Origin of the sequence: Phyllobacterium myrsinacearum, assembly GCF_014138285.1 — a bacterium.
GTDB classification, from domain to species: domain Bacteria; phylum Pseudomonadota; class Alphaproteobacteria; order Rhizobiales; family Rhizobiaceae; genus Phyllobacterium; species Phyllobacterium myrsinacearum_A.
This window is the reverse complement of sequence record NZ_JACGXN010000003.1, coordinates 283,360-304,502: the sequence shown is the minus strand read 5'-3', so window position 1 is coordinate 304,502 and position 21,143 is coordinate 283,360. Positions and strand designations below refer to the sequence as shown.

Below are 21,143 nucleotides of genomic sequence, written 5' to 3'. Positions count from 1 at the left end.
TTGCCACGCAACGACCTTTCAAATTATGATTTTCGAACTGCAGGCCATTCGCATACACATCATGGCCATGTCATGCGGGCACTCGGCTTGCGCATTATCAGCGGTGATTATGCTGAAAACAGTATTCTGCCCGGAGATGCCGAACTGTTTGATCGGTTTGGCGTGTCGCGTACGGTGCTGCGTGAAGCTCTGAAGACCCTGGCGGCGAAGGGCTTGATTCAACCTCGGGCAAAAATTGGCACGCGAGTGCTTGAGCGCTCGCATTGGAATCTCTTCGATCCGGATATTTTGGTCTGGCATTTCGAGGCTGGCCCCACTCCGGAATTTTTGTCGAGCCTTCTTGAGATGCGACTGGCACTTGAACCTGAAGCGGCGGGTCTCGCCGCGCGCCGCAGAACGGAGGCCCAGCTTGAGAAACTTTATGAATGGGTTGAGAAAATGGGGGAGGCGGGCCAATCCGCATCCAGCTTTGTTGACAGCGATCTGCAATTTCATATCGCCATTGCCGACGCATCGCACAACCCGTTCATGCGCTCGATCAGCGCATTGATTGAAGTAGCTTTGGTGACCACGTTTACGATCAGTTCGCCAATACCCAATCCCGAGCGGCACAGCTATTCGGTGGCGCGGCATAGGGCGATTGCCGATGCGATCAGAGATCGCAACGCACGTGCTGCCAGAAAGGCCATGCGCGGTGTTATCGATGATGGCGCGGAGCGTGTCCTTGCAGCGACGAAGGAAGAGACGCATTAAGCTGGTGGGTGTTCAGTCGTGCCTATCAGGTGTGTTCTGTCGTGAGGGAACCATCGAACGGATTTTGCCGTCAACAAGTTCCACAGAATCGATGCCGAGCTTCTCAGGTGGTCATTTTCGCAATCTCCTGATTGCGCAGGATGAAGCGCTGGATTTTGCCGCTCGGCGTCTTGGGCAGGGCATCTATGAACTCGATTTCTCTTGGATAAGAGTGTGTCGACATGCGCCGGCGGACATGTTGCTTCAACGCCTCGACGAGTTCATCTGTCGGAAACTCGGCCGCATGAAGAACGACGAAGGCTTTGACGATCTCGGTGCGCTCGGGATCTGGCTTTCCGATCACGGCAGCTTCCATCACGGCAGGATGTTCGATAAGCGCGCTTTCAACTTCAAATGGGCCGATGCGGTATCCTGATGATGTGATGACATCGTCTGAGCGGCCGACGAAGCTGATACTGCCATCCTCGTTCAGCTCTGCGGTATCACCGGTTATGTAATAGACATCGCCGAGCGAGGGTGTGTCACGGTGCCTGTATCCCGTGAACCAGAGGAGAGGTGATTGCGTGCGGTCAACGGCAAGGTTTCCGGGAATGCCGCTTGGTTGTTCCTGATCCTCTTCATCCACGATAACCACACGATGTCCCGGTACCGCAAATCCGGCCGAACCTTCGTGCACTGTGTGGGTCAACGCATGATGATTGCACAAGACCATGCCAAGCTCAGTCTGGCCATAGTGGTCATGGATCACCGTATCAAGATGTTCAGCAAACCAGCGAATGACCTCGGGATTGAGTGGTTCTCCGGCGCTGCTGACAACGCGCAATTGTCCCTTGATCGGAGCCACGGTATCTGCGCCGGCTGCGATGACAAGCCGAAAGGCGGTCGGCGAGCCTGCGAGATTGGTGACATCATATTTTTGGATGACACGCACAAGGCTTTCAACGTTGAAACCGCCCTCGTAGAAGAGGGTTGAATGGCCAAGTGCCAACGGTCCTGTCACTGCATAATACAGACCGTAAGCCCAGCCGGGATCTGCGATGTTCCAGAAGTTGTCTTCCGGTGTCAGATCGATCGCGTGACGCATATACCCCGTGAAGGCCATGATGGCGCGCAACGGAACCTCAAGCGCCTTGGCAGTACCTGTCGTACCGGAGGTAAACATCATCAGGAAGGGGTCGTTACCGCTGCGGAGGATAGGTTCAAAAACGGACGGTTGCCGTTCGAGATCCGTCCGGAAATCGATATCGCCAGCTTCTGTGCTGCCTCCGTCGATTGCACTGACGGTTACGATTCGGGCCGAGTGAGACACGTCTGCGAGCTTTGGCCGATTGTTCGCATCCGTGACGATGATCTTCGCGCCTGATTCATTGATGCGATGCTCTATCGCTTTCGATCCAAATGCGGTGAAGAGTGGCTGATAGACAGCACCGGCCCGCCATGTACCCAAAATGGTTATCAGAAGCTCGGGAATGCGCGGCAGTAATCCAGCCACGCGGTCGCCCGGTTTGACACCCAGTTCAACCAATGAATGGGCGAATTTTGCCGATAACGCAGATAATTGCTCAAACGTATAGGTCAGGGAGCGGCCGTCTTGTCCTTCCCAAAACAGAGCCGGGAGATGGGAACCCATATGTCTGTCGCAACACTCCACGCAGGCATTGAGACCGTTTTCCAAGCTGCCGTTCAGGAATTTGGTTTCGACGCCGATATCAAAACTCTCATATGCCTGCCGATAACTCACCATGCTGGTTCCTCCCCCGAAATCCGGTGCAATGCTCCCTGCTGGCAGGTTTCTCCCGAGAACGGCACTCTCGATTTTATGACATGGAAATGAGCGTCGGCACAGCCCTGTCACCCGCCTCAGGCCATTAGCTGTGAATGCCGGGTTCCGGTTGCATGGAGCCAAGGGTTTGCGATCGGAACAGCGTTCGAAAAAAGATGCCGTCTGATATAGCGGAAATTGTCCGGGCAATGAGCGCAGTTGCAAGTATGGCAAAGACCAGACGACCGAAGAAAACGCTGGTGAAATCGGCGCCCAGCGAAACGACGATCAACGTGTCCTCGATGATGCTGTGGGCAAATCCCATGAAGACGCAGGCGAGGAACATCTGACGCGGCGGGACACACGTGGTACGCGCCTCACGATACAGCAAGCCTCCGCCATAGGAAATTCCAAGGAACAGGCCGACTGCAACAAATGGTATGGTCGGTGCCTCAATCCCGGCAATTCTGAAGAGGGGCGCAAGCGCTTTATTCAGCAAGCCCAGAATGCCCGAAACCTTGAGAAGCTCCATCAGCCAGCTCAATCCAATCAGTATGATCAGCATGGTTGCCAGGGTTTTGAACATACCTTGAAAAAAACCGATCCATCCGGCGTTGTCGTTCATTGGTAGCCAGGCTGGTTGCAGTGGTGCAGACAGCCAACCGGTAACCGTAAATATCTGATGCAAGACGATGGCAAAGATCAGCCCTCCGCCAATGCGAAGCGCTGCTGTCGCGACAAAGCCTGGCCCAACCTTCTGGATGATGCGCTGTTCAATCGGAATAGCGTGCGCGAACAGCAGCATTGCCGAAAATACGGTCATATCGGCAACGCTCAGTGTGGACACCGGCGTCAGCGTAAACAGAGACAGCAAGGCTCCCCACGGCCCGACCAGCAACCCGGTCAGCCAGGCGAGCGCGAGTTCTGGCGGTAGTCCCAGCAATTTCATCAGCGGTGCAAAGAACGGCGAGACAGCGCGGATGACCCCAAGCTCCACCAATACTTGCGTGAACAGGGCAATGGGTACGATGATGCGAACCAGTTCCCAATAGACCTCGAGCGTCTCCAAAGTTTTCCGGTAAAGGGCAAATCGCACAGGCATGGCACTATCTCCGTCATTGTTGCCAATACCGCTAGCGCGATACCTCTCGCATTTGTGGTCAAAATTTGCAGATCTATGCAATACTATTGCATAGTTGTTTCGCGCGTGAGGAGGGGTGACTTGGACGGCATTGACAGGAAGTTGCTGGGTCTTTTGCAGGAGGATGCGTCGCGAACCAACGCCGATATGGCAGAGGAAGTAGGATTGGCGCCTTCGAGTTGTCTGCGGCGCATCCGCCGGTTCAAATCAACCGGCATCATCGATCGCATCGTTGCCATTCTCAATCCGGCAAAGGCCGGTAAGGGAACAAAGGCAATCGTCACGGTCGAGCTCGAGCGCCATGGTGAGCAGCACGCACGTCGCTTTCTTGACCTCGTCATCAAAGAACCGGCCGTGATGCAGGCCTACAGCGTGAGCGGCGAAACCGACGTTGTTCTCATGGTGCGCGTCGCGGACATGGAGGAATTCGATGCCCTGTGTCTTCGACTGTTCCAGGATGGCAGTAACGTTGCGCGTTACTACACGATGTTCGTCATCCGAACTGCCAAGGAAGCAACTGCAATCCCGTTGTAGTTTGTCGGTGCCAACATGCCAACCGGTACGGTAAGAGATGCACGCGATGCATCCCCCGTTTATGTCATGCGTTCGAATTGCGTCTGCGGATACGCTCGTAAGCTTCCGTAAGACGGGCCAGTACCGCTGAAGTGCGTTCGCCGTTCGCACCATGGATGGGGTCCTTGATGTGGATTTCCCGCAACTCGTCCATAAACGCATCCCACATCGGCTGGCCGCCTTCTTCAAGAAGCTGTGCTCGGATGCTGAGTTCTTCAGTGACCGGCAGATGCCTGCGTCCCCAGGCGCCGATCATGGCAAGAACCGGCACCAGTTGGATGGCTGGATCAGTGAGGCTGTAAATCGCTTTCTGACTGTGACTGGGATCGTCCTGTTTGCTGATCAACCCGAGCGATACCAGGCGTTTGAGCCGGGCGGAAAGAATGTTCGAGGCAATTCCTTCTTCGGAATGCGTGAGAAGATCGCGGAAATGCCGGCGGTTGCCGAACATCATATCGCGGATAACCACAAGGCTCCATTTATCGCCGATCACTTCCAAGGAAAGATTGATCGGGCATCCCGATCGTTGTTCGATATCCACGTACTTTCTTCTCCGAAAAACCAGTTGCAATGTAAGATCGGTTGTGAGATATTGCAACCAGTTGCGAAATGCAATCAGTAGGAGGATGGTATGGCTAAGGTACGGGTTGCGGGTTTCTCCATTTCCATTGATGGCTTTGGCGCCGGGCCGGAGCAGAGCATGCAAGATCCGCTCGGAAAGCGGGGGATGGAGCTGCATCAGTGGGCCTTCGGTACACGGACGTTTCAGAAGATGTTCGGTAAAGAAGGCGGATCGCAGGAAGTCGATGACGATTATGCCAAGCGTGCAATGGCGGGATTTGGCGCCTTCATCCTCGGGCGAAACATGTTCGGACCTGTGCGCGGTGACTGGCCGGATGAATCGTGGAAAGGTTGGTGGGGCGATAACCCGCCTTATCATGTACCGACATTCATTCTGACACATTATCCGCGTGAACCCATAGTCATGGAGGGCGGCACAACCTTCTACTTCGTTACCGAGGGTATCGAAGTTGCACTTGAACAGGCGAAGACAGTTGCAGGCGAACAGAATGTGAAGATTGGCGGCGGTGTCAGTACGGTGCGCCAGTATCTGCAGGCCGGCTTGGTTGACGAACTGCATTTTGCGGTCGCACCAGTGGTCCTCGGACGTGGTGAAGCTATGTTTGCCGGGATTGATTTGCCGGGCCTTGGCTTTCGCGTGGTCGAACATGTTGCGACAGATCTCGCGACCCACATCGTACTTGCCCGATAGGAGGCCGACGATGACCATGGCGATGTATCTCCATCCGCTCTCGTCCTATTCGCAGAAGGCAAAGACCGCTTTCTATGAAAAGGGTGTTGATTTTGAGACGAGAATGCTCGACGGAAGCGAGCCGATAGCAAGCGCATTCGCAGCGCTGTGGCCTATCGGTAAATTCCCCCTGCTCACCGATGGCGACAAGATGGTCTTCGAGGCAACGAGCATTATCGAGTATGTCGATAATCTCTATCCGGAGACATCACGTCTCATACCCGAAGATCAGGCCAAGGCAGCTGAAGTCAGGATGTGGGACCGTTTTTTTGATAATTACATCAACTATCCCCAGCAGCGAATGGTTTATGTTGCTATCGGGCGCGAAGCAGACGACGGAGAAGACTGTGCGAAATGGAAGGCTGCCTTCGAGGCTGCTTTTGGCGTACTTGATCACCGTCTGAAGGGACGGGAATGGGTGGCTGGTGATACGTTCAGCCTGGCCGACTGTGCGGCGGCACCGTCTCTCCTCTATGCGGATTGGACCCATCCCATACCGAAAAGCTACAAAGAGGTTTGGACTTATCGCGATCGTTTGCTAGCCCGGCCCAGCTATGCAAGAGCACTCGACGAGGCGCGCCCCTACCGGCATATGTTCCCGCTCGGTGCGCCGGTCGGACGTGATTGAAGAACGAAATGGAGCGTTGTCTCGCCCTGTTGAAGCGGCTGCTGTGCCATGGATCAATTGCATGCTCACGACAGGCGCCCGATCAGCGTCGAACTCGCCTGATTGAGGCCGATCAAGTCAACAGTGATGCCGTGTGTTTTGAAGCGTTGCACCACCCTGTCCAGAGCCGCTACCGCAGTGACGTCCCAGAAGTGTGCTTCCGACAGATCGATCAGAACGGTTTTGCCAACGGCGTCGCGCGTATCGAACGCTTCGACAAACAAGTCCGATGAGGCGAAGAAGACCTGCCCCAGTACGCGGTAGGTCAGCCGTCCCCCTGCATCCTTCTCAACGTCAACACGAAACAGGCTGGCGACTTTGAATGCGAAAAATACCCCACTGAGAAGAACGCCAACCGTCACACCGAGAGCCAGATTGGAACTGGACACAGTGACGACGACGGTGGCCAACATAACCACGCTCGACATCTTCGGGTGAACTACAACTGTGCGCAGTGATGACCAGTCAAACGTGTCGATCGCTACCATGACCATGATAGCAACCAAGGCTGCGACCGGGATTTGCGAAACCCATGGCTTGAGTAAAACCATGAGGATCAAAAGGAAAGCCCCGGCGAAGAGCGTGGAAAGACGCCCACGCCCTCCATACTTTACGTTGCTGACGGTCTGGCCGATCATTCCGCACCCGGCTATGCCGCCGAACAAACTTGCTGCGGCGTTTGCGATGCCAAGTCCCGTGCACTCTCTGTTCTTTGAACTCGGGGTATCGGTAAGTTCGTCGACGACGCTCGCCGTCATCATGGATTCGAGTAATCCCACCATCGCTATGGCAAGTGCGGGGCCCGCAATGATGGTCAGTGTTTCGAACGTTAACGGAACTGCAGGCCAACCAAAGGTCGGAAGTGCATCGGGTAGTTTTCCAAGATCGGCGATTGTTTGAACCGGAAGGTCCAAGGCGATGCAGGCGACAGTGAGGATAAGGATACAAATCAAGGGGGATGGAATTGTGGTTGTTATACGGGGAGTAAGGTAAATCACGGCCAGCCCCGCTGCCAGAAGGACGTAGGCGAGCCCGCTTCCTCCCAGGATATGCGGCAACTGAGCCGCAAAAATCAGTATCGCCAATGCGTTGACAAAGCCGGTGCGCACGGATTTCGAAACGAAACGCATGAGGACGCCGAGGCGAAGCAGTCCGAACAGGATCTGTATCGCTCCCGCGAGCAAGCCGGCTGCGAAGAGGTATGCCAGTCCATGTGCGTGGACTAGAGGCGCAGCAACGAGAGCAACCGACCCTGCTGCAGCCGAAATCATGGCGGGACGCCCGCCGCTGAAAGAAATAACGATGCCGATGACGAATGAAGCGAACAGCCCGACTTGCGGGTCGACACCAGCGACAAACGAAAATGCGATGACCTCGGGGATCAACGCGAACGTTGCTACGGCGCCGGCGAGCATCTCGCGCATGGGATTGGCGGACCAGTCCCGGCTAATGGATAGGCGTTGCATGTATTGAATTCTCGCAAAGCATGGCCGAACGACACTCTGTGAGTGTTACGCATTGGCATGCAGGTTTTGCGTGGTCCGGCGGATCGGCGGCCGGAATAGCCACCCGGAATTTCACCGGGTCCAATCGAATACGTCCGTTATAAACTGCACGTTTGCCGCAACGCAACATCCAATCGCCCATCGGTGCGCATTTGTGTTCCGGCAAGGCGAGTGCTGCGCGATGAAATTCAATGCGCAAACCATAATCATTGAAAGCATATAATTTGTATGCTATCTATTTTTCATGGACTCAATCGATACATTAAGACGGGCTTTTACCGCGAATCTGCTTCAGACCGGTCGCCACTGGCGGCGACTTGTCGATCAAGCATTGATACCCCACAACATCTCGGAAGCTTGTGGGGCGCCCCTGGTCTGGATCGGGAGGCTTGGTGGAGGTGTGCGCCAGAATAATCTTGCCACTTATGTTGGAATTGAAGGTCCGTCCCTTGTCCGTTTGCTCGACCAGCTTGAGGCGGGAGATTTTGTAATACGCAAGGCGGATAAGGTTGACCGGCGGGCAAAGACTCTATGGCTAACCAAAAAAGGCGAGCAAACAGCCGCAATGCTCGAGAATATACTTGTTGGCCTGCGCGGTGAAATATTGGCTGATGTGAGCGAGGAAGATCTCACGGCAGCGCTTCGCGTGCTTTCCGCTTTTGATCGTGCCGGGCATACCATGATACCTTCAGTCGGTGAGATTGAGACAACACCGTGACCATGCCGTCCTGGCGGGAGTGGTTGTTTTCGGCCAAAGCCTTCCTCGCTTCAATGATGGCCCTCTATATTGCGCTGTGGTTCGACCTGCCACGGCCCTATTGGGCTATGGCTGCAGTCTATGTCGTTGCCAATCCCCTTGCTGGTGCAACAAGCTCAAAGGGCCTTTATCGCGCGCTCGGAACGATCATCGGCGCGAGCGCAGCCGTCATTTTCGTGCCCCTGTTCGTCAATGCTCCGGAACTTCTGTCTCTTGTTGTTGCGCTGTGGACCGGCACTTTGCTTTACATATCCATGCTGGATCGAACACCCCGCAGCTATGTCTTCATGCTTGCCGGATATTCATTGCCGCTCATCGCGCTTCCCACCGTCATGACTCCCGACGCCATCTTTGACACGGCGGTAGCACGTACCGAGGAGATCATTATCGGCATTACATGCGCCACGGTTGTTGGATTAATCGCATTCCCTGTCAGTGTCGGAACCGCCTTGGGGGCCAGGATATCCAGTTGGCTTGACGATGCGGCAGACTGGGGTGATGAAATATTGCGCGGTGAAGGGGCAATCCCTGTAACACCAGCGAAACGCCAGCGATTAGCCTCCGACATTGCAGGGCTCGACCTCATCATCAGCCAACTGGCCTATGATGCGGGTACCCGCGATATCACGCGTCACGCTAGGGAACTTCGCGGGAGGCTCATGATGCTTCTGCCCCTGTTCTCATCGCTGGCCGATCGACTGCATGCATTGAAGTCCGATGGTACGCCATTGCGGCCGGATCTGGCCACTTTGCTCTCAAACGTCGCTGATTGGTTGCAATCGAAATCCGTATCGGAACTTGAGTTGGCGCGATTTTCTGCCGAGATCAACAGGCTGGAATCGGCAACTCCGGAACCGGGCTGGAAGCGCTTGATTCTTTCAAGTGCAGTAGCCCGGCTACGGGAGATCATTGATCTCTGGCACGATTGCCTGACGCTGAAGGAGCAGATCGCGCAAGGTCGGCAGGCAGGCCGCTGGATGCCCGCATTTCGTCACCGCCAGGTCGTTGGCCGCAACCGGTATCATGATTATGCCCTGCTGTTTTTTTCGTCAGCATCGGTTGTTGGCGTGACATTTCTGGCCTGTTTCATCTGGATTCAGACGGGGTGGCAGAGTGGTGCAGGTTTCGTGATGATGACAGCTGTCGCCAGCTCATTCTTCGCGGCGATGGACAGGCCCGCGCCGTTCATATTCAAAATGTTGGTGTGGAGTGCCATCAGTTTGGCCATCGCCTTTCTTTACCTCTTCGCAATTCTGCCGGCTCTGAGTGGCTATGAAATGCTGGTATTGGCATTTGCGCCACCCTTCCTGTTTATCGGCATTCTCATTCCACGTGCCCAGTTCAACATGATTGGCATGCTCCTTGCGGTAAACACTGCCTCATTTGTTGCAATGCAAAACCGGTTCAGTGCCGATTTCACATCGTTCACCAATGAAGGGATTGCTGCGCTTGCCGGGATCGGCCTTGCTTTTGTCTGGACGAATTTGGTCCGGCCGTTTGGTGCGGAGATTGCCGCGCAGCGATTGGTCCGGGCAGGTTGGGCGGATCTTGCCGAGACGGCTGCCGGATTGCGACAGGGTGATTATGAAAAGCTCAGTGGCCGGATGCTGGACCGGATGGGTCAGCTGATACCTCGGCTTGCCTCCCTGGAAGACCGGTATATTTCGGAAGTCGATGGATTTGTCGAAGTGCGTATCGGTCTCAATATTCTTGTCTTGCAGTCCGAGCGGAAAAGACTGCTCGACGACAGTTATGTCGATGCCGTTCTTGTGGGTATCGCTGATCTTTTCCAGCACCGGCTCATACGCAATCAGGCGGTCAAGCCCAAATCCGATTTGCTGGATCGGTTGGACAAAGCCTTGATCTTTGGCGATGCCGAACCGGGCGCAGCCAGCCGCAGCGTGCTTGATGCTCTTGTCGGTTTGCGGCGGGCTTTGTTCCCTTATGCGCCGGCACCTCGAACGCCGCTGGCCGGATACGTCGCCAGATCACCACAGTCAGAACTGCAAACTGCAGCGGAGTAGAATGTGATGTTGAACGAACTCGATATTTACGGGGTGTATGTACCGGGACTTCTCGGAGCGATGATGTTGACCCTCGTGCTTATGGGACTTGTTCGGAAGATCCTGGCCCTGACAGGAATTTATGCAATGGTCTGGCATCGCGGTTTGTTCGATGTCGCGCTCTATGTCGTGCTGCTTGGCGGTGTAACAACGGTTTATCAACGGATAATGTAATGAAGAAGAAAATTCAGCTCGCGGGTCGTGTGCTCGTGACGATCATCCTTGTCATGTGTGCGGCATTCGTTGGGCGAGAGCTTTGGCAACATTATATGAACGATCCTTGGACGCGTGACGCTCGCGTGCGTGCCGATATCGTCGCGGTTGCCCCCGATGTGTCCGGACTTGTCAGTGAGGTGCTGGTCAAGGACAATGACGCTGTCAAGAAGGGTGACATTCTTTTTCGTATCGACTCCCGGCGTTTTCAGATCGCCATGGAACAGGCGCAAGCCGCGGCGGAAGGTGCAAAGGCTACGCTGGAGCAAGCTACACGTGATCGGCAACGGCGTGATCAATTGGGCGGAGTAATTTCCCAACAGCAAAAGGAAGTATCGCAGGCCGCCGAGGCACAAGCCCAAGCCAGCTATCTTGGAGCCAATGCAAACCTGGAACTTGCCCGCTTGAACAGGGAACGTTCGGAGGTCAGGGCGCCGGTCAATGGCACCATCACCAATCTATCGCTTCGTCCCGGAAACTATGTGACCACGGGCAGTGCTCAAATGGCTCTGGTCGACACGGATTCGCTGCGTGTCGAAGGATATTTCGAGGAGACCAAACTGGCGCGAATCCATATCGGGAATCCCGTATCGGTAAAGCTCATAGGACAGTCTGAGATGATCAAAGGTCATGTCGAGAGTGTCGCTGCCGGCATCGAGGATCGCGAGCGCACCGCCGGATCTGGTCTGCTTGCCAATATAAATCCGACTTTCAGTTGGGTTCGTCTCGCACAGCGCATCCCTGTACGTATCGCGTTCGATAATGTTCCACTCGGAATCCAGTTGGTTGCGGGGATGACAGCCACTGTGGCGGTTTTGCCGGATAATTGAGGACTGGCAACAGTTCCTCACAACTGCTCCACATAAGGAGCTTGATGGCCAACGGAGCATCTCGTGACCCTGTTCGGCGCGGGTTTTCGACGATGAAGATCATGGGCGTTGCTGCGAATAATCTGAGGATTCGTGGGTAATTGAAGATCACTATTCGGTGCAGCTTGGGGCAGTGCTAACCCGACAAATTCATCCGAACGAAGCGCAGCTGCTTAGTCTGCGCAAGGGCCGTATTGCAGATTTTCATCTGTGCAAAATCAGCCAAAATTAACTATCTGTTAACCATTGGCCGCCTATACCGCCGGAACGAAAAATTAACTTAGATGAACAAAGTGCTAACAGATTCTCAACCAATACGACTTAAAGGCCGATCGTTTCTCGCCCTCGTGCTTTCGCCCGAAGCCCCGATTGATCGCTGGCTGGCCCAACTGGATGATCTTGCATCACGTTCTGCAGGTTTTTTCTTGGGCAAGCCGATTGTTCTCGACGTTGAGAACCTGCAAACAGATCGTGCTCAGCTAACGCTTCTTATCGAAGAGCTTGCCAAGCGCGGCGTCTCGTTAATGGGTATAGAGGGTGCGCGGCCATCGCTGCTTGCTCCTGGTATGCCGCCGGCCATGAGAGGCGGAAAATCTGCAACTGATTTCCAGGCGCCGGTAGCAAAGCCGGTTAACGAAACACTTGCTGGGAATACCCGGCCTCCGGTGCCCTCTGCCAGCTCTTCCGACGGAACACAGATTCGCGTGATGCCGTCCATCATCATTAAAGAGCCGGTGCGATCGGGGCAGTCGGTCATCTTCCCGGAAGGCGATATAACGATCATCGGATCAGTGGCCTCAGGCGCTGAAATAATCGCCGGCGGTTCCATCCACGTCTATGGCACACTGCGAGGCCGGGCTATGGCAGGATCGGCCGGGAACGCATCGGCGCGTATTTTTTGCCGCAAACTGGAAGCAGAGCTGTTGGCCATTGATGGCCTTTACAAGACAGCTGAAGATATGGAGCCGCGACTTCGAGGGAAAGCTGTACAGCTTTGGCTCGAAGGAGACTCCATATTGGCAGAAACATTCGGTTAGGTCAGTGCTCGGGTAAGATAGGAAAAGAATATGGGAAAAGTGATAGTCGTTACCTCGGGCAAGGGCGGTGTTGGCAAAACCACATCAACCGCCGCACTTGGCGCTGCACTCGCTCAGCGTAACGAGAAGACAGTTGTCATCGATTTCGACGTGGGACTACGGAACCTGGATCTCGTTATGGGTGCAGAGCGTCGTGTCGTCTTCGATCTGGTGAACGTCATCCAGGGTGACGCTAAATTGCCACAGGCTCTCATTCGCGACAAACGGCTCGATACCCTTTTCTTGCTGCCCGCATCCCAAACCCGCGACAAAGACAATCTCACTGCTGAGGGCGTCGAGAAAGTCATTGAAGAGTTGAAGAAAACCTTTGATTGGATCATCTGTGATAGCCCTGCAGGAATTGAACGCGGAGCGACATTGGCGATGCGACATGCCGACGTGGCAGTTGTCGTAACCAATCCGGAAGTCTCGTCGGTTCGAGATTCAGATCGGATTATTGGTCTTCTTGATTCAAAGACAATGAAGGCTGAACGCGGTGAGAGAATGGAAAAACATCTCCTCTTAACACGCTACGATGCGACCCGGGCGGAACGAGGCGACATGTTGAAAGTCGATGATGTTCTCGAAATTCTATCTATTCCACTGCTGGGTATCATTCCGGAGAGCCAAGATGTCCTGCGCGCGTCGAACATCGGCTCGCCAGTAACCTTGGCCGACAAGGATAGTGCACCGGCCTTGGCATATATGGACGCTGCGCGACGCCTCGCGGGCGAAAATGTCCCCATCACGATTCCGAGCGAAAAGCGCAGTTTATTGGGTAAAATATTCCGACGGAGGGCAGCATGAGCATTTTCCGTTTCTTCAACAAGCAGGCTTCGGCACCCAAGGCACGCGAGCGTCTGCAGATTCTGCTTGCCCATGAACGTGCATCACAAGGGCATTCGGATTTAGTTCTTCAATTGCGGGAAGAAATTCTGGCAGTTGTCGCCAAGCACATACAAATCGATCGAGAGAAAGTTCGAGTGAAAATGGGTAGCGATGATCAGGTATCGACGCTGGAAGTCGACATTGACATCCCCTTGAAGGCAGGTGTCCGAGCCGCGTGACGGATGCCAGCCAAGGAGATTGGGCAAAGCAAAGCCATTGAATGAAGGGAGAGTAGTATGAGCCGGGTTGAACTTCTTGAGCGGCTGAAGGAACTTCAGGGAATGCCAAAGTTTCAGAAGCGCGATATTTGCACGATCAGTGCAATCCTGCCAATTGATGCGTTGGCCAGACACGTTGCTCTTTGTGAACAGGCTGTTGGAATCGACCTTAAGACTGGCGAAGCACATTCTGCATCTTGATGGTGGCTTCCAAGGTTCTGCGCAAATCATTGAGGGCTCAAATCTAAGCCTGCTCGATTTTCTCATTTTAACGGGAGCAGGCTGTTGTCACTCCGCCGCGATTATGGTTCCGGTTGGATGGCCGAATGCAATGGCAGGTGCCGACAACGTCTCCAGTTCGGCTCTGCCATTGCGAATATCCAGGATGAATGAGTAAAAGTTGAAACCGTCCAACGATTTGGGTGGGTCCTGGTCATGCATGACGCTGATGACGGTGGCCGCGGGACAGTGATCCTTGATTGCTTGGTGAAAGGCAATCTTCGAATGTGGATCGAGTGCACTTGTTGCTTCATCAAGAAAAAGAATGCCCGGTGCATGCAGAAGAATTCTTGTCAGAACGAGTTTTTGTTTTTGTCCGCCGGATAACATTTGATCCCAAGTCGTGCCGTCAATCCGTTCGGCATGAAGGTGCTCTATGAGATCGCCCATTCCGGCGCGATAAAGGGCTGTCGCAATAGCGGTGTCCGGGAACTCTGTTTCGTTCATGGGAAGACTGATGAGTTGCTTGAGAGAAACGCTGGGAAGTTTGATGTCCTGAGCCGCATACAGCGTTGTTACACCCTCAGGAAATGTAATATCCCCACGTCCATGCGGCCAAAGACCGTTGATTGCTTTCAAAACACAAGATTTTCCGCTGCCGGATTCGCCTTTCAAATAGACCCAGTCTCCTTGCCGGAATCGCATATTGGTCAGCGATAGAAAGGGTTGGGCGGTCGTCTCCCGATGCATCAGTTCAAGATTGCGTATCGTCAAGCCAAAAAACTCGTGTTGCGTGCCGTATCGAAATTCGCTCACTCCGTTTGTTTGATAAAGTTCGGATGGCTTCTGGACGAGATTGATGGCGCCGGCGAGCTCGGTTACCCGCCCCGCATTGGCTTTCAGATTGGCGATCGCAGGCATGACCTGAATAAACCAAGAGCAATCATTGATCATCGAGCCAACGAGTTCGGCTCCGGTAATGTAATTCTTGAGGCTGATTGTATTGCTCATATAAGGGAGAAGGCCGGGCAAATAAGCCACGATCCGGGCGGCGAAGAAATTGTAAACCGCCGTGAAGGACATATAGCCCGCATCGTATTTGTTTAATTGTGACCAGACCTTGTCGATATCGCCGTAGAGCTCTCCATTGACGGATCGCTGGACACCTTCACCACGGGAGGCCGCGACCTGAAAGCTGCGCCGCAGGAAGATAGTCAGTTCTCCTCGGTAGCTGCCTTCGGTCTGTTGGAGTTTTAAGGTAAGCTTTTCCAGGATTCGGCCAATCCGCGCAGCGATCCAGGTGCTGACCGGTACGTAGACTGCAATGGCAACGAAGGCGAATGTGGCACTTCCGTAACGTCCAAGAAACTCAAATCCCGATATTTCTGTCGAGAGTTGCAACAGGCTCTGGCCGATAAACACGACAGACGTGGCAACACCGGCAATGCCCATCGCCAGGCCTATTGCACCGCCTGTCATGCCCTTGATGGATTCATGAATCCGCTGGTCGATATTATCCGGCATCGCCGCCGGTGAGCCAGGTATTGTTGAATTACCCTGCTGCAGGTGGAAATGGGTGTGGTTCGTATCGAGCAAAGCGTCATTGAATCGTCCATTGAGCCATCCTCGCCATTTCCGATGCAACGTTGTCGACAGCAGGTGGCGCAGGCCAACAAATCCCACCTCCTTGATCAACACCAGCAGGACGAGGAAACCCGCGCTGGACAAGATGCCAGCGAGGGGATCGAGCACAAGCGGGTCGTGGATGTTGACAATTGAGTTCAGCAGTTCACCTGATGCTACTGCCATCCAGACACTTGTTTTGCTTGCTGCGGCAGTCAGCAGGAGAATCGCCAGAGTTAGAGCCCACGCCTCCCTCCAGCGATCTGAAACCCAATACGCGCGTATGAGACCCCAAAAACTGTGCATTGATGCGACAGGGCTGCTCTTTGCCGTGCTGTCAGCCTCAAATCTGCTGTCTGTATTGCCTTTATCCAACGAATTTCCCTGACTTGCGTATTCAGTACGGTAACACAATGTTACGCATTGCAACAAGTCGTGGTTAAAATTCGATTAAATTTTGTGAACTGGCATTAGGCAGCGGCTAAGCAACGCACTTTATCGACATGGTGACGTCGCGTTCAGCGCTGCTGATATGCCCATCAGCGAATACTCGTACTGGGTCTTTGTACCGCGTTGGGATTCGGCACTGATTGTCATGCTCTGCCCCGCCCGAAGGATTGCCATCAGTTGCTTGCCATTGGCAGAGTCTTCCAGCCATGCACGGTTTCCTTCCGTGAATAAGCTGAAGCTTTGCCCGTCCACTGAAAGTGTTACTTTTGAATCTGGCTTGAGCTGATAACCCGCTTCCACCTGCGGCTCATACTCGACGGGCTGGCTATGCATACGCCTTATCATGAAGTAGTTATCGCCGTGGTCAACGGTGGCGGGTAGCTGTGCGGTAGGAACTGAAAGAATGTAACAGGTAATGGCCCCTTTCGAGGTGTACTTATATGTTCCCCATTCTTTAAATTTTCCGATCTGCTGCGGAACTTGAGCAAAGGTCTGGCTCACCAGCCCAAATAGGCAAGCTGCTGCCACCATGCAGATTTTTGAATTCATTCCACTATCCTTAATTTGTGTATCGTTTTGCCGCCATTGAATGTCGGCTCAAATTTGGCCCGCTCGGGCTCGCGTTAATTGGAATTAACCCGCGTTACGAATTGGTTAAACCATGATCAAGGTTCTGTGATCGACAGAGCGAAGTTGGGTTTTTCGAATCCTGAGCAGTGTGGAGCAACCGGTATCGACGGCCGTTGCATCCTCGAGTGCCCGATCTTGGCTGTATTTACAATCGACCCAACTCGTGCAGACTGGGTTTCGCTGGTGAAAGAGGAGAGCGGCGCGCTGGGAGGCGTATCTCATGTCCTTGCATTCGGAACATATTCGCGAAATCGAAAAGGTTGGTCTGGGAGGTTCAACGAACCGGGATGAGACGGTTGTTGAATCATGGCGGCGTTGTATCACACAGCACAGGCTGGATCCGGCATTGGCTTGCGAGGCCTATATCGTTCCGGAAACGCAATTGCGCGAGCACAGGCAGCAATCGGAACAATTGATTTCGATAGCAAGATCAGGGCTTGAGAACCTCTTTCGCCACGTTGCGGGCCAGAATTACGTGCTTCTGTTGTCCGATCGGGAAGGCGTGACCGTCGAGTTTCTTGGCGATCCGCTGTTTGACAACAATCTGCGCAAGGCCGGTCTTTATCTGGGTTCAGAATGGTCGGAATCACGCGCTGGAACCTGTGCCGTTGGTTCATGCCTTGAGACAGGCGAGGCTCTGACGATCCACCAGACGGACCATTTTGACAATACTCACACGCCGCTTACCTGCACGGCGGCTCCGATTTATGATGCGCAAGGGCACCTGTCGGCTGTTTTGGATATTTCGCTCCTGCGCTCGCCGCAAATCAAGGCAAGCCAGAATCTGGCCCTGCATCTGGTGACAGCGACGGTACGGCGAATTGAACTCGCCAACCTCATGGCCCAGACCCGCAATGAATGGGTTTTGCGCTTTTCCCGCTCGCCGGAGTTCCTCGATGTGGACCCGGAAGCTGCGATATCCATCGACGGTTCCGGACACATTATCGGCATGACCCACGATGGCGCAAAAATACTGGCGCGTGCTGCCGGGCTGGATTGGCGTTACCCGGCGGGCCTGATCGGTCAGCCGATCGCCCGGTTTTTCGATATGGATACCGATGATCTTGGTAATCTGACACGCACACGTCCTTCGGAAGACCGTCTGGTCTTTGCCCGTGACGGCAACATGCTTTTTGCTCATGCGATCGAACCACATTACGTGCTTCGCGGGACGCAGACGATCAGCGAGCCAATACCCGCGTCGCTTCGGCGTTTGAGCAATGGCGATCCGCAGCTTGCTGCGTTGCAGACCAAAGCCGCCAAGCTTGCAGGCAAACCGGTAGCAATTCTCATTCAGGGCGAAACTGGCACGGGCAAGGAATTTCTTGCCCGCGCAATCCACGACAGCAGTGGTGCGAAAGGACGTTTCATTGCTGTAAATTGCGCGGCGATGCCCGAACAACTCATCGAGAGCGAGCTGTTCGGCTACACTCCCGGTGCTTTTACGGGCGCGCTGGCAAAAGGTCGCAAAGGACTCGTAGAAGAAGCGGACGGCGGCACACTGTTTCTGGACGAAATCGGCGACATGCCGTTGGCGCTGCAAAGCCGTCTCTTGCGGGTTCTTGCAGAACGAGAAGTCTTGCCACTGGGTGCGTCGCGCGCCAAGCCGGTCAATGTTCGTATTCTATCAGCATCACATCGGAACCTTGCCGAGCTTGTCGGCAAGGGGGCGTTCCGTGAAGACCTGTTTTATCGGTTGAATGCAGCCACGCTGTCTTTGCCCGCGTTGCGTGACAGGGATGATTTCGACTGGCTGCTTACTGAAATTTTGAAGAAACGTACTGCCGACACAGGATCGACACCTGTTTTGAGCCCGGAGGCGCGATTGGCGCTGCAGCAGTACACCTGGCCCGGCAATATTCGAGAATTATGCAACGTGCTTGATGTTGCTTCGGCGCTGTGTGACAACGCGCGGATTCAGTTGATCGATCTGCCTGACACCATCCAGAAGCCTGCCTCGACGTCCTTTATGGAAGAGAAACGCGCATCGGACGGAGTAACAGCGCTAAAACAGGCCCTTGCTGCCTCCCACGGAAATGTATCCGCAGCAGCCCGTTTGCTCGGGGTTGACCGGTCAACGGTGCATCGGCAACTGCAAAAGCTCCGACGTCAAGCAGCACATTAAACGAATACCAAACGGGCCGAACCTGTTGCAGGTGTTGCGCATTGCAACGCGTCACCTGTTGCAAATGCAGCAGTTCTGGCAGCGTAACGCAACTGGTCTTTCAAAAATACTCAATGAGAACAAAGCTCTAACTCAATCTATGGCCCATGGCACGCTCCTTGCTATGTCTGGCTGCAGGTTCGTCATTTGCATCAATTGTGAATCGGCGAGCCCGCATCAAACGAAGAGGTTCCGCCGTTTCAATCAACAAAAGGGACCGGGAGGAATGAATGAAGGCATTGCGTTTTCACGCGGCGAAAGATCTTCGCCTCGACGATATTGAGAAACCGTCCCTCACACCGCCCGAAGGACAGGTGCTGATCCGCAACCGGTTCGTCGGTATCTGTGGGACAGACCTGCATGAATACGTGTCAGGCCCTATCTTCATACCGGTGGAGCCCCATCCATTCACCGATGCCAAAGGACCGCAGGTGCTTGGCCATGAGTTCGGCGGTGTCGTGGAGGCGATTGGCAAGGGTGTTACCTCTGTCCAGCCTGGAGAACGGGTTTCGGTACAACCTTTGATCATGCCGAGGTCCGGGGACTATTTTGCCGATCCAGGCCTGTTCCACCTGAGCCCTAGTCTCGCTCTCGCCGGTTTGAGCTGGCAATCGGGAGGCATGGCGGAATACGCACTCCTGAACGAATACAACGTTCAGCGAATCCCCGACGAAATGACGGATGAGGAAGCTGCGCTGGTCGAGCCAACCGCCGTTGCTGTCTATGCATGCGATCGTGGTGGTGTAACGGCAGGAAGCAGTGTTCTTGTCACGGGTGCCGGGCCGATCGGTGTTCTGACACTTCTTGCTGCACGTGCCGCCGGCGCTGCACAACTCTTTCTGTCTGATATCAATGATACGCGGCTGCAGCTTGCCACCCGCATATTGCCGGATATCATCACCATCAATCCGGGACACGAGACGGTTGGCGATATCGTACGATCGTGTACGGAGGGTGGTGTTGGCTGTGACGTTGCCATTGAATGCGTCGGCAGTGAACGCGCATTGAAAGCCTGCGCGGATGCCGTGCGCAAGCAGGGCGTCGTTGTGCAAACGGGACTTCACCCGCATGAAAACCCGCTCGACTGGTTTCAGGTGACGTTCAAGGATATCGATATACGTGGTTCCTGGGCCTATCCAACGCATTACTGGCCGCGCGTTATCCGTTTGATAAGCTCCGGTCTGCTGCCGGCACACAAGGTTGTGACCAAACGTATTACCCTTGATGAAGCTGTTACCGAGGGTTTTGACACCTTGCTTGATCCTGCAGGGGCTAATCTCAAGATTTTGATCGATGTGGGCTCATAGCAGCTTCCGGCGGGGAGGAGTTCGTCAGATGTATCGTCGCCCAGACAGAAAGGGAGAAGTTTGTGTCTAACAGTGTCAAAGATCGTTCCATCATTGTGACCGGGTCTGCCAGAGGTATCGGCGAGGCAATTGCTCGCGGATTGGCCTTGGAAGGCGCACGGCTGACCATCGCCGATATCAACGAGGCAGATGCCAAGGGAGTGGCGAAGAGCATTGCAGATGGGGGTGGCCGTGCGATCGGTATCGGAGTGGACGTGACGAAACGGGCGAGCATCAAGGCAATGATTGCTGCGACGGTTTCGGAGTTTGGCCGTCTCGACGTGATGTTCAACAATGCTGGTATTGCTCAGGTTCGGCCGTTCCTCGATATAACGGAAGATGATTGGCACCGCGTCATGGACGTCAATGGTTTGGGCGGGCTTATCGGAATTCAGGAAGCTGTCCGCCAGATGATTGCGCAGGGCGGTGGTGGTAAGATCATCAATACAGCGTCCATTGCGGGCAGACAGGGATATGAACCCCTGGCTCACTACAGCGCCAGCAAGTTCAGTGTTGTCGCGCTGACGCAGGCTGCAGCAAGAGCTTTCGGGCAGCATAAGATCAATGTGAATGCCATCTGCCCCGGTGTCGTAGCGACCGATATGTGGAAACTGATCGACAAGGGTTTCAAGGATGAGGGACTGACGAAACGGGACAATGAAGCGTTTGAGGATTTCTCGGCGGAGATACTGCTTGGACGTCCGTCCATCGCAAGTGATCTGATCGGTATTTCGCAATTTCTGGCATCAGCCGGGTCTGATTATGTCACCGGTCAATCGATCGTTGTGGACGGTGGTATGATGCTCATTTGATTGCAGACGGACCGAAATGAAACGTTGGTTTTGTAAGAAAAGGCCGGGAGGAGATCGGAGCTGGTCTTGCAAAACGCTAGGATTAACAGGCAGAACGGAGGA

21 protein-coding genes and 1 other annotated feature are annotated in these 21,143 nt (G+C 54.3%); of the genes, 15 read left to right on the top strand and 6 right to left on the bottom strand.

Features of this window, described 5'->3' with window-relative positions; translation table 11 throughout:
* Positions 1 to 753 carry a FadR/GntR family transcriptional regulator gene (locus FHW16_RS13670; protein WP_246711753.1) on the top strand — a complete coding sequence of 251 codons (753 nt, stop codon included), beginning with the start codon at positions 1 to 3 and terminating at the stop codon, positions 751 to 753.
* A gap of 103 nt (positions 754 to 856) precedes the next feature.
* Here FHW16_RS13670 and FHW16_RS13665 read toward each other — a convergent pair whose 3' ends face one another.
* Together FHW16_RS13665 and FHW16_RS13660 are read right to left on the bottom strand one after the other, a co-directional pair.
* Positions 857 to 2,497: an AMP-binding protein gene (locus FHW16_RS13665; protein WP_182549759.1), complete on the bottom strand. Its 1,641-nt coding sequence runs from the start codon at positions 2,495 to 2,497 to the stop codon at positions 857 to 859.
* Positions 2,498 to 2,621: 124 nt separating this feature from the next.
* Complete coding sequence (locus tag FHW16_RS13660; RefSeq protein ID WP_182549758.1) at positions 2,622 to 3,617, bottom strand: nucleoside recognition domain-containing protein; 996 nt, start codon at positions 3,615 to 3,617, stop codon at positions 2,622 to 2,624.
* Positions 3,618 to 3,737: 120 nt separating this feature from the next.
* On the opposite strand from FHW16_RS13660, the gene FHW16_RS13655 reads away from it, so the two are divergent.
* Positions 3,738 to 4,190 (top strand): Lrp/AsnC family transcriptional regulator, encoded by a 453-nt coding sequence (locus FHW16_RS13655; protein ID WP_182549757.1) that lies wholly within the window; start codon positions 3,738 to 3,740, stop codon positions 4,188 to 4,190.
* A gap of 64 nt (positions 4,191 to 4,254) precedes the next feature.
* On the opposite strand, the gene FHW16_RS13650 is transcribed toward FHW16_RS13655, so the two are convergent.
* Positions 4,255 to 4,770: a winged helix-turn-helix transcriptional regulator gene (locus tag FHW16_RS13650; protein ID WP_348643888.1), complete on the bottom strand. Its 516-nt coding sequence runs from the start codon at positions 4,768 to 4,770 to the stop codon at positions 4,255 to 4,257.
* 90 nt (positions 4,771 to 4,860) lie between these two features.
* Here FHW16_RS13650 and FHW16_RS13645 point away from each other — a divergent pair, with 90 nt between their 5' ends.
* The gene (locus FHW16_RS13645; protein WP_182549755.1) at positions 4,861 to 5,502 is read left to right on the top strand and encodes a dihydrofolate reductase family protein; all 642 of its coding nucleotides are present in this window, start codon (positions 4,861 to 4,863) and stop codon (positions 5,500 to 5,502) included.
* A 10-nt stretch (positions 5,503 to 5,512) separates the two neighbouring features.
* The gene (locus tag FHW16_RS13640; RefSeq protein ID WP_182549754.1) at positions 5,513 to 6,169 is read left to right on the top strand and encodes a glutathione S-transferase family protein; all 657 of its coding nucleotides are present in this window, start codon (positions 5,513 to 5,515) and stop codon (positions 6,167 to 6,169) included.
* Positions 6,170 to 6,234: 65 nt separating this feature from the next.
* On the opposite strand, the gene FHW16_RS13635 is transcribed toward FHW16_RS13640, so the two are convergent.
* The gene (locus tag FHW16_RS13635) at positions 6,235 to 7,674 is read right to left on the bottom strand and encodes a SulP family inorganic anion transporter (protein WP_182549753.1); all 1,440 of its coding nucleotides are present in this window, start codon (positions 7,672 to 7,674) and stop codon (positions 6,235 to 6,237) included.
* Positions 7,675 to 7,743: 69 nt separating this feature from the next.
* Positions 7,744 to 7,799: a sequence feature (sul1 is cis-regulatory element that is thought to sense ions involved in sulfur or methionine metabolism; They are found in Alphaproteobacteria), on the bottom strand.
* Between the two features lie 158 nt (positions 7,800 to 7,957).
* On the opposite strand from FHW16_RS13635, the gene FHW16_RS13630 reads away from it, so the two are divergent.
* From FHW16_RS13630 to FHW16_RS13595, 8 genes are all read left to right on the top strand, one after another.
* Entirely contained in the window at positions 7,958 to 8,431 is a 474-nt protein-coding gene (locus FHW16_RS13630; protein ID WP_182549752.1) for a MarR family winged helix-turn-helix transcriptional regulator, read from the top strand.
* Complete coding sequence (locus tag FHW16_RS13625) at positions 8,428 to 10,494, top strand: FUSC family protein (RefSeq protein WP_182549751.1); 2,067 nt, start codon at positions 8,428 to 8,430, stop codon at positions 10,492 to 10,494. The genes FHW16_RS13630 and FHW16_RS13625 overlap by 4 nt, the downstream gene beginning before the upstream one ends.
* A 6-nt stretch (positions 10,495 to 10,500) precedes the next feature.
* Entirely contained in the window at positions 10,501 to 10,707 is a 207-nt protein-coding gene (locus FHW16_RS13620) for a DUF1656 domain-containing protein (RefSeq protein ID WP_182549750.1), read from the top strand.
* The gene (locus FHW16_RS13615) at positions 10,707 to 11,576 is read left to right on the top strand and encodes an efflux RND transporter periplasmic adaptor subunit (RefSeq protein ID WP_182549749.1); all 870 of its coding nucleotides are present in this window, start codon (positions 10,707 to 10,709) and stop codon (positions 11,574 to 11,576) included. Before FHW16_RS13620 ends, FHW16_RS13615 begins: the two co-directional genes overlap by 1 nt.
* A gap of 323 nt (positions 11,577 to 11,899) precedes the next feature.
* On the top strand, positions 11,900 to 12,652 hold the full coding sequence (minC, locus tag FHW16_RS13610; protein ID WP_182549748.1) for a septum site-determining protein MinC: 753 nt from the start codon (positions 11,900 to 11,902) through the stop codon (positions 12,650 to 12,652).
* Positions 12,653 to 12,682: 30 nt separating this feature from the next.
* The gene (gene minD, locus FHW16_RS13605; RefSeq protein WP_182549747.1) at positions 12,683 to 13,498 is read left to right on the top strand and encodes a septum site-determining protein MinD; all 816 of its coding nucleotides are present in this window, start codon (positions 12,683 to 12,685) and stop codon (positions 13,496 to 13,498) included.
* Positions 13,495 to 13,758, top strand: coding sequence for a cell division topological specificity factor MinE (gene minE / locus FHW16_RS13600; RefSeq protein ID WP_182549746.1), 264 nt, complete (start codon positions 13,495 to 13,497; stop codon positions 13,756 to 13,758). Before minD ends, minE begins: the two co-directional genes overlap by 4 nt.
* Positions 13,759 to 13,815: 57 nt before the next feature.
* On the top strand, positions 13,816 to 13,998 hold the full coding sequence (locus FHW16_RS13595; RefSeq protein WP_182549745.1) for a hypothetical protein: 183 nt from the start codon (positions 13,816 to 13,818) through the stop codon (positions 13,996 to 13,998).
* A gap of 87 nt (positions 13,999 to 14,085) precedes the next feature.
* Here FHW16_RS13595 and FHW16_RS13590 read toward each other — a convergent pair whose 3' ends face one another.
* Positions 14,086 to 15,945, bottom strand: a complete 1,860-nt coding sequence (locus FHW16_RS13590) for an ABC transporter ATP-binding protein/permease (RefSeq protein WP_182549960.1) — start codon at positions 15,943 to 15,945, stop codon at positions 14,086 to 14,088.
* A 189-nt stretch (positions 15,946 to 16,134) separates the two neighbouring features.
* On the bottom strand, positions 16,135 to 16,638 hold the full coding sequence (locus FHW16_RS13585) for an invasion associated locus B family protein (RefSeq protein WP_182549744.1): 504 nt from the start codon (positions 16,636 to 16,638) through the stop codon (positions 16,135 to 16,137).
* A 301-nt stretch (positions 16,639 to 16,939) separates the two neighbouring features.
* On the opposite strand from FHW16_RS13585, the gene FHW16_RS13580 reads away from it, so the two are divergent.
* The 3 genes from FHW16_RS13580 (at position 16,940) to FHW16_RS13570 (ending at position 21,041) form a co-directional block, all read left to right on the top strand.
* Positions 16,940 to 18,844: a sigma-54-dependent Fis family transcriptional regulator gene (locus tag FHW16_RS13580; RefSeq protein ID WP_182549743.1), complete on the top strand. Its 1,905-nt coding sequence runs from the start codon at positions 16,940 to 16,942 to the stop codon at positions 18,842 to 18,844.
* A gap of 269 nt (positions 18,845 to 19,113) precedes the next feature.
* Positions 19,114 to 20,190, top strand: coding sequence for a 2,3-butanediol dehydrogenase (locus FHW16_RS13575; RefSeq protein WP_182549742.1), 1,077 nt, complete (start codon positions 19,114 to 19,116; stop codon positions 20,188 to 20,190).
* A gap of 62 nt (positions 20,191 to 20,252) precedes the next feature.
* Complete coding sequence (locus FHW16_RS13570) at positions 20,253 to 21,041, top strand: glucose 1-dehydrogenase (RefSeq protein ID WP_182549741.1); 789 nt, start codon at positions 20,253 to 20,255, stop codon at positions 21,039 to 21,041.
* Positions 21,042 to 21,143: the final 102 nt, after the last annotated feature.

Bases quoted from the DNA above. Each gene is read 5' to 3' on its own strand.
- FHW16_RS13665 (WP_182549759.1), bottom strand. From the start codon at position 2,497: ATGGTGAGTTATCGGCAGGCATATGAGAGTTTTGATATCGGCGTCGAA.
- FHW16_RS13660 (WP_182549758.1), bottom strand. From the start codon at position 3,617: ATGCCTGTGCGATTTGCCCTTTACCGGAAAACTTTGGAGACGCTCGAG.
- FHW16_RS13645 (WP_182549755.1), top strand. From the start codon at position 4,861: ATGGCTAAGGTACGGGTTGCGGGTTTCTCCATTTCCATTGATGGCTTT.
- FHW16_RS13640 (WP_182549754.1), top strand. From the start codon at position 5,513: ATGACCATGGCGATGTATCTCCATCCGCTCTCGTCCTATTCGCAGAAG.
- FHW16_RS13635 (WP_182549753.1), bottom strand. From the start codon at position 7,674: ATGCAACGCCTATCCATTAGCCGGGACTGGTCCGCCAATCCCATGCGC.
- FHW16_RS13630 (WP_182549752.1), top strand. From the start codon at position 7,958: ATGGACTCAATCGATACATTAAGACGGGCTTTTACCGCGAATCTGCTT.
- FHW16_RS13620 (WP_182549750.1), top strand. From the start codon at position 10,501: ATGTTGAACGAACTCGATATTTACGGGGTGTATGTACCGGGACTTCTC.
- FHW16_RS13615 (WP_182549749.1), top strand. From the start codon at position 10,707: ATGAAGAAGAAAATTCAGCTCGCGGGTCGTGTGCTCGTGACGATCATC.
- minC (WP_182549748.1), top strand. From the start codon at position 11,900: ATGAACAAAGTGCTAACAGATTCTCAACCAATACGACTTAAAGGCCGA.
- minD (WP_182549747.1), top strand. From the start codon at position 12,683: ATGGGAAAAGTGATAGTCGTTACCTCGGGCAAGGGCGGTGTTGGCAAA.
- minE (WP_182549746.1), top strand. From the start codon at position 13,495: ATGAGCATTTTCCGTTTCTTCAACAAGCAGGCTTCGGCACCCAAGGCA.
- FHW16_RS13595 (WP_182549745.1), top strand. From the start codon at position 13,816: ATGAGCCGGGTTGAACTTCTTGAGCGGCTGAAGGAACTTCAGGGAATG.
- FHW16_RS13590 (WP_182549960.1), bottom strand. From the start codon at position 15,945: ATGCACAGTTTTTGGGGTCTCATACGCGCGTATTGGGTTTCAGATCGC.
- FHW16_RS13585 (WP_182549744.1), bottom strand. From the start codon at position 16,638: ATGAATTCAAAAATCTGCATGGTGGCAGCAGCTTGCCTATTTGGGCTG.
- FHW16_RS13580 (WP_182549743.1), top strand. From the start codon at position 16,940: ATGTCCTTGCATTCGGAACATATTCGCGAAATCGAAAAGGTTGGTCTG.
- FHW16_RS13575 (WP_182549742.1), top strand. From the start codon at position 19,114: ATGAAGGCATTGCGTTTTCACGCGGCGAAAGATCTTCGCCTCGACGAT.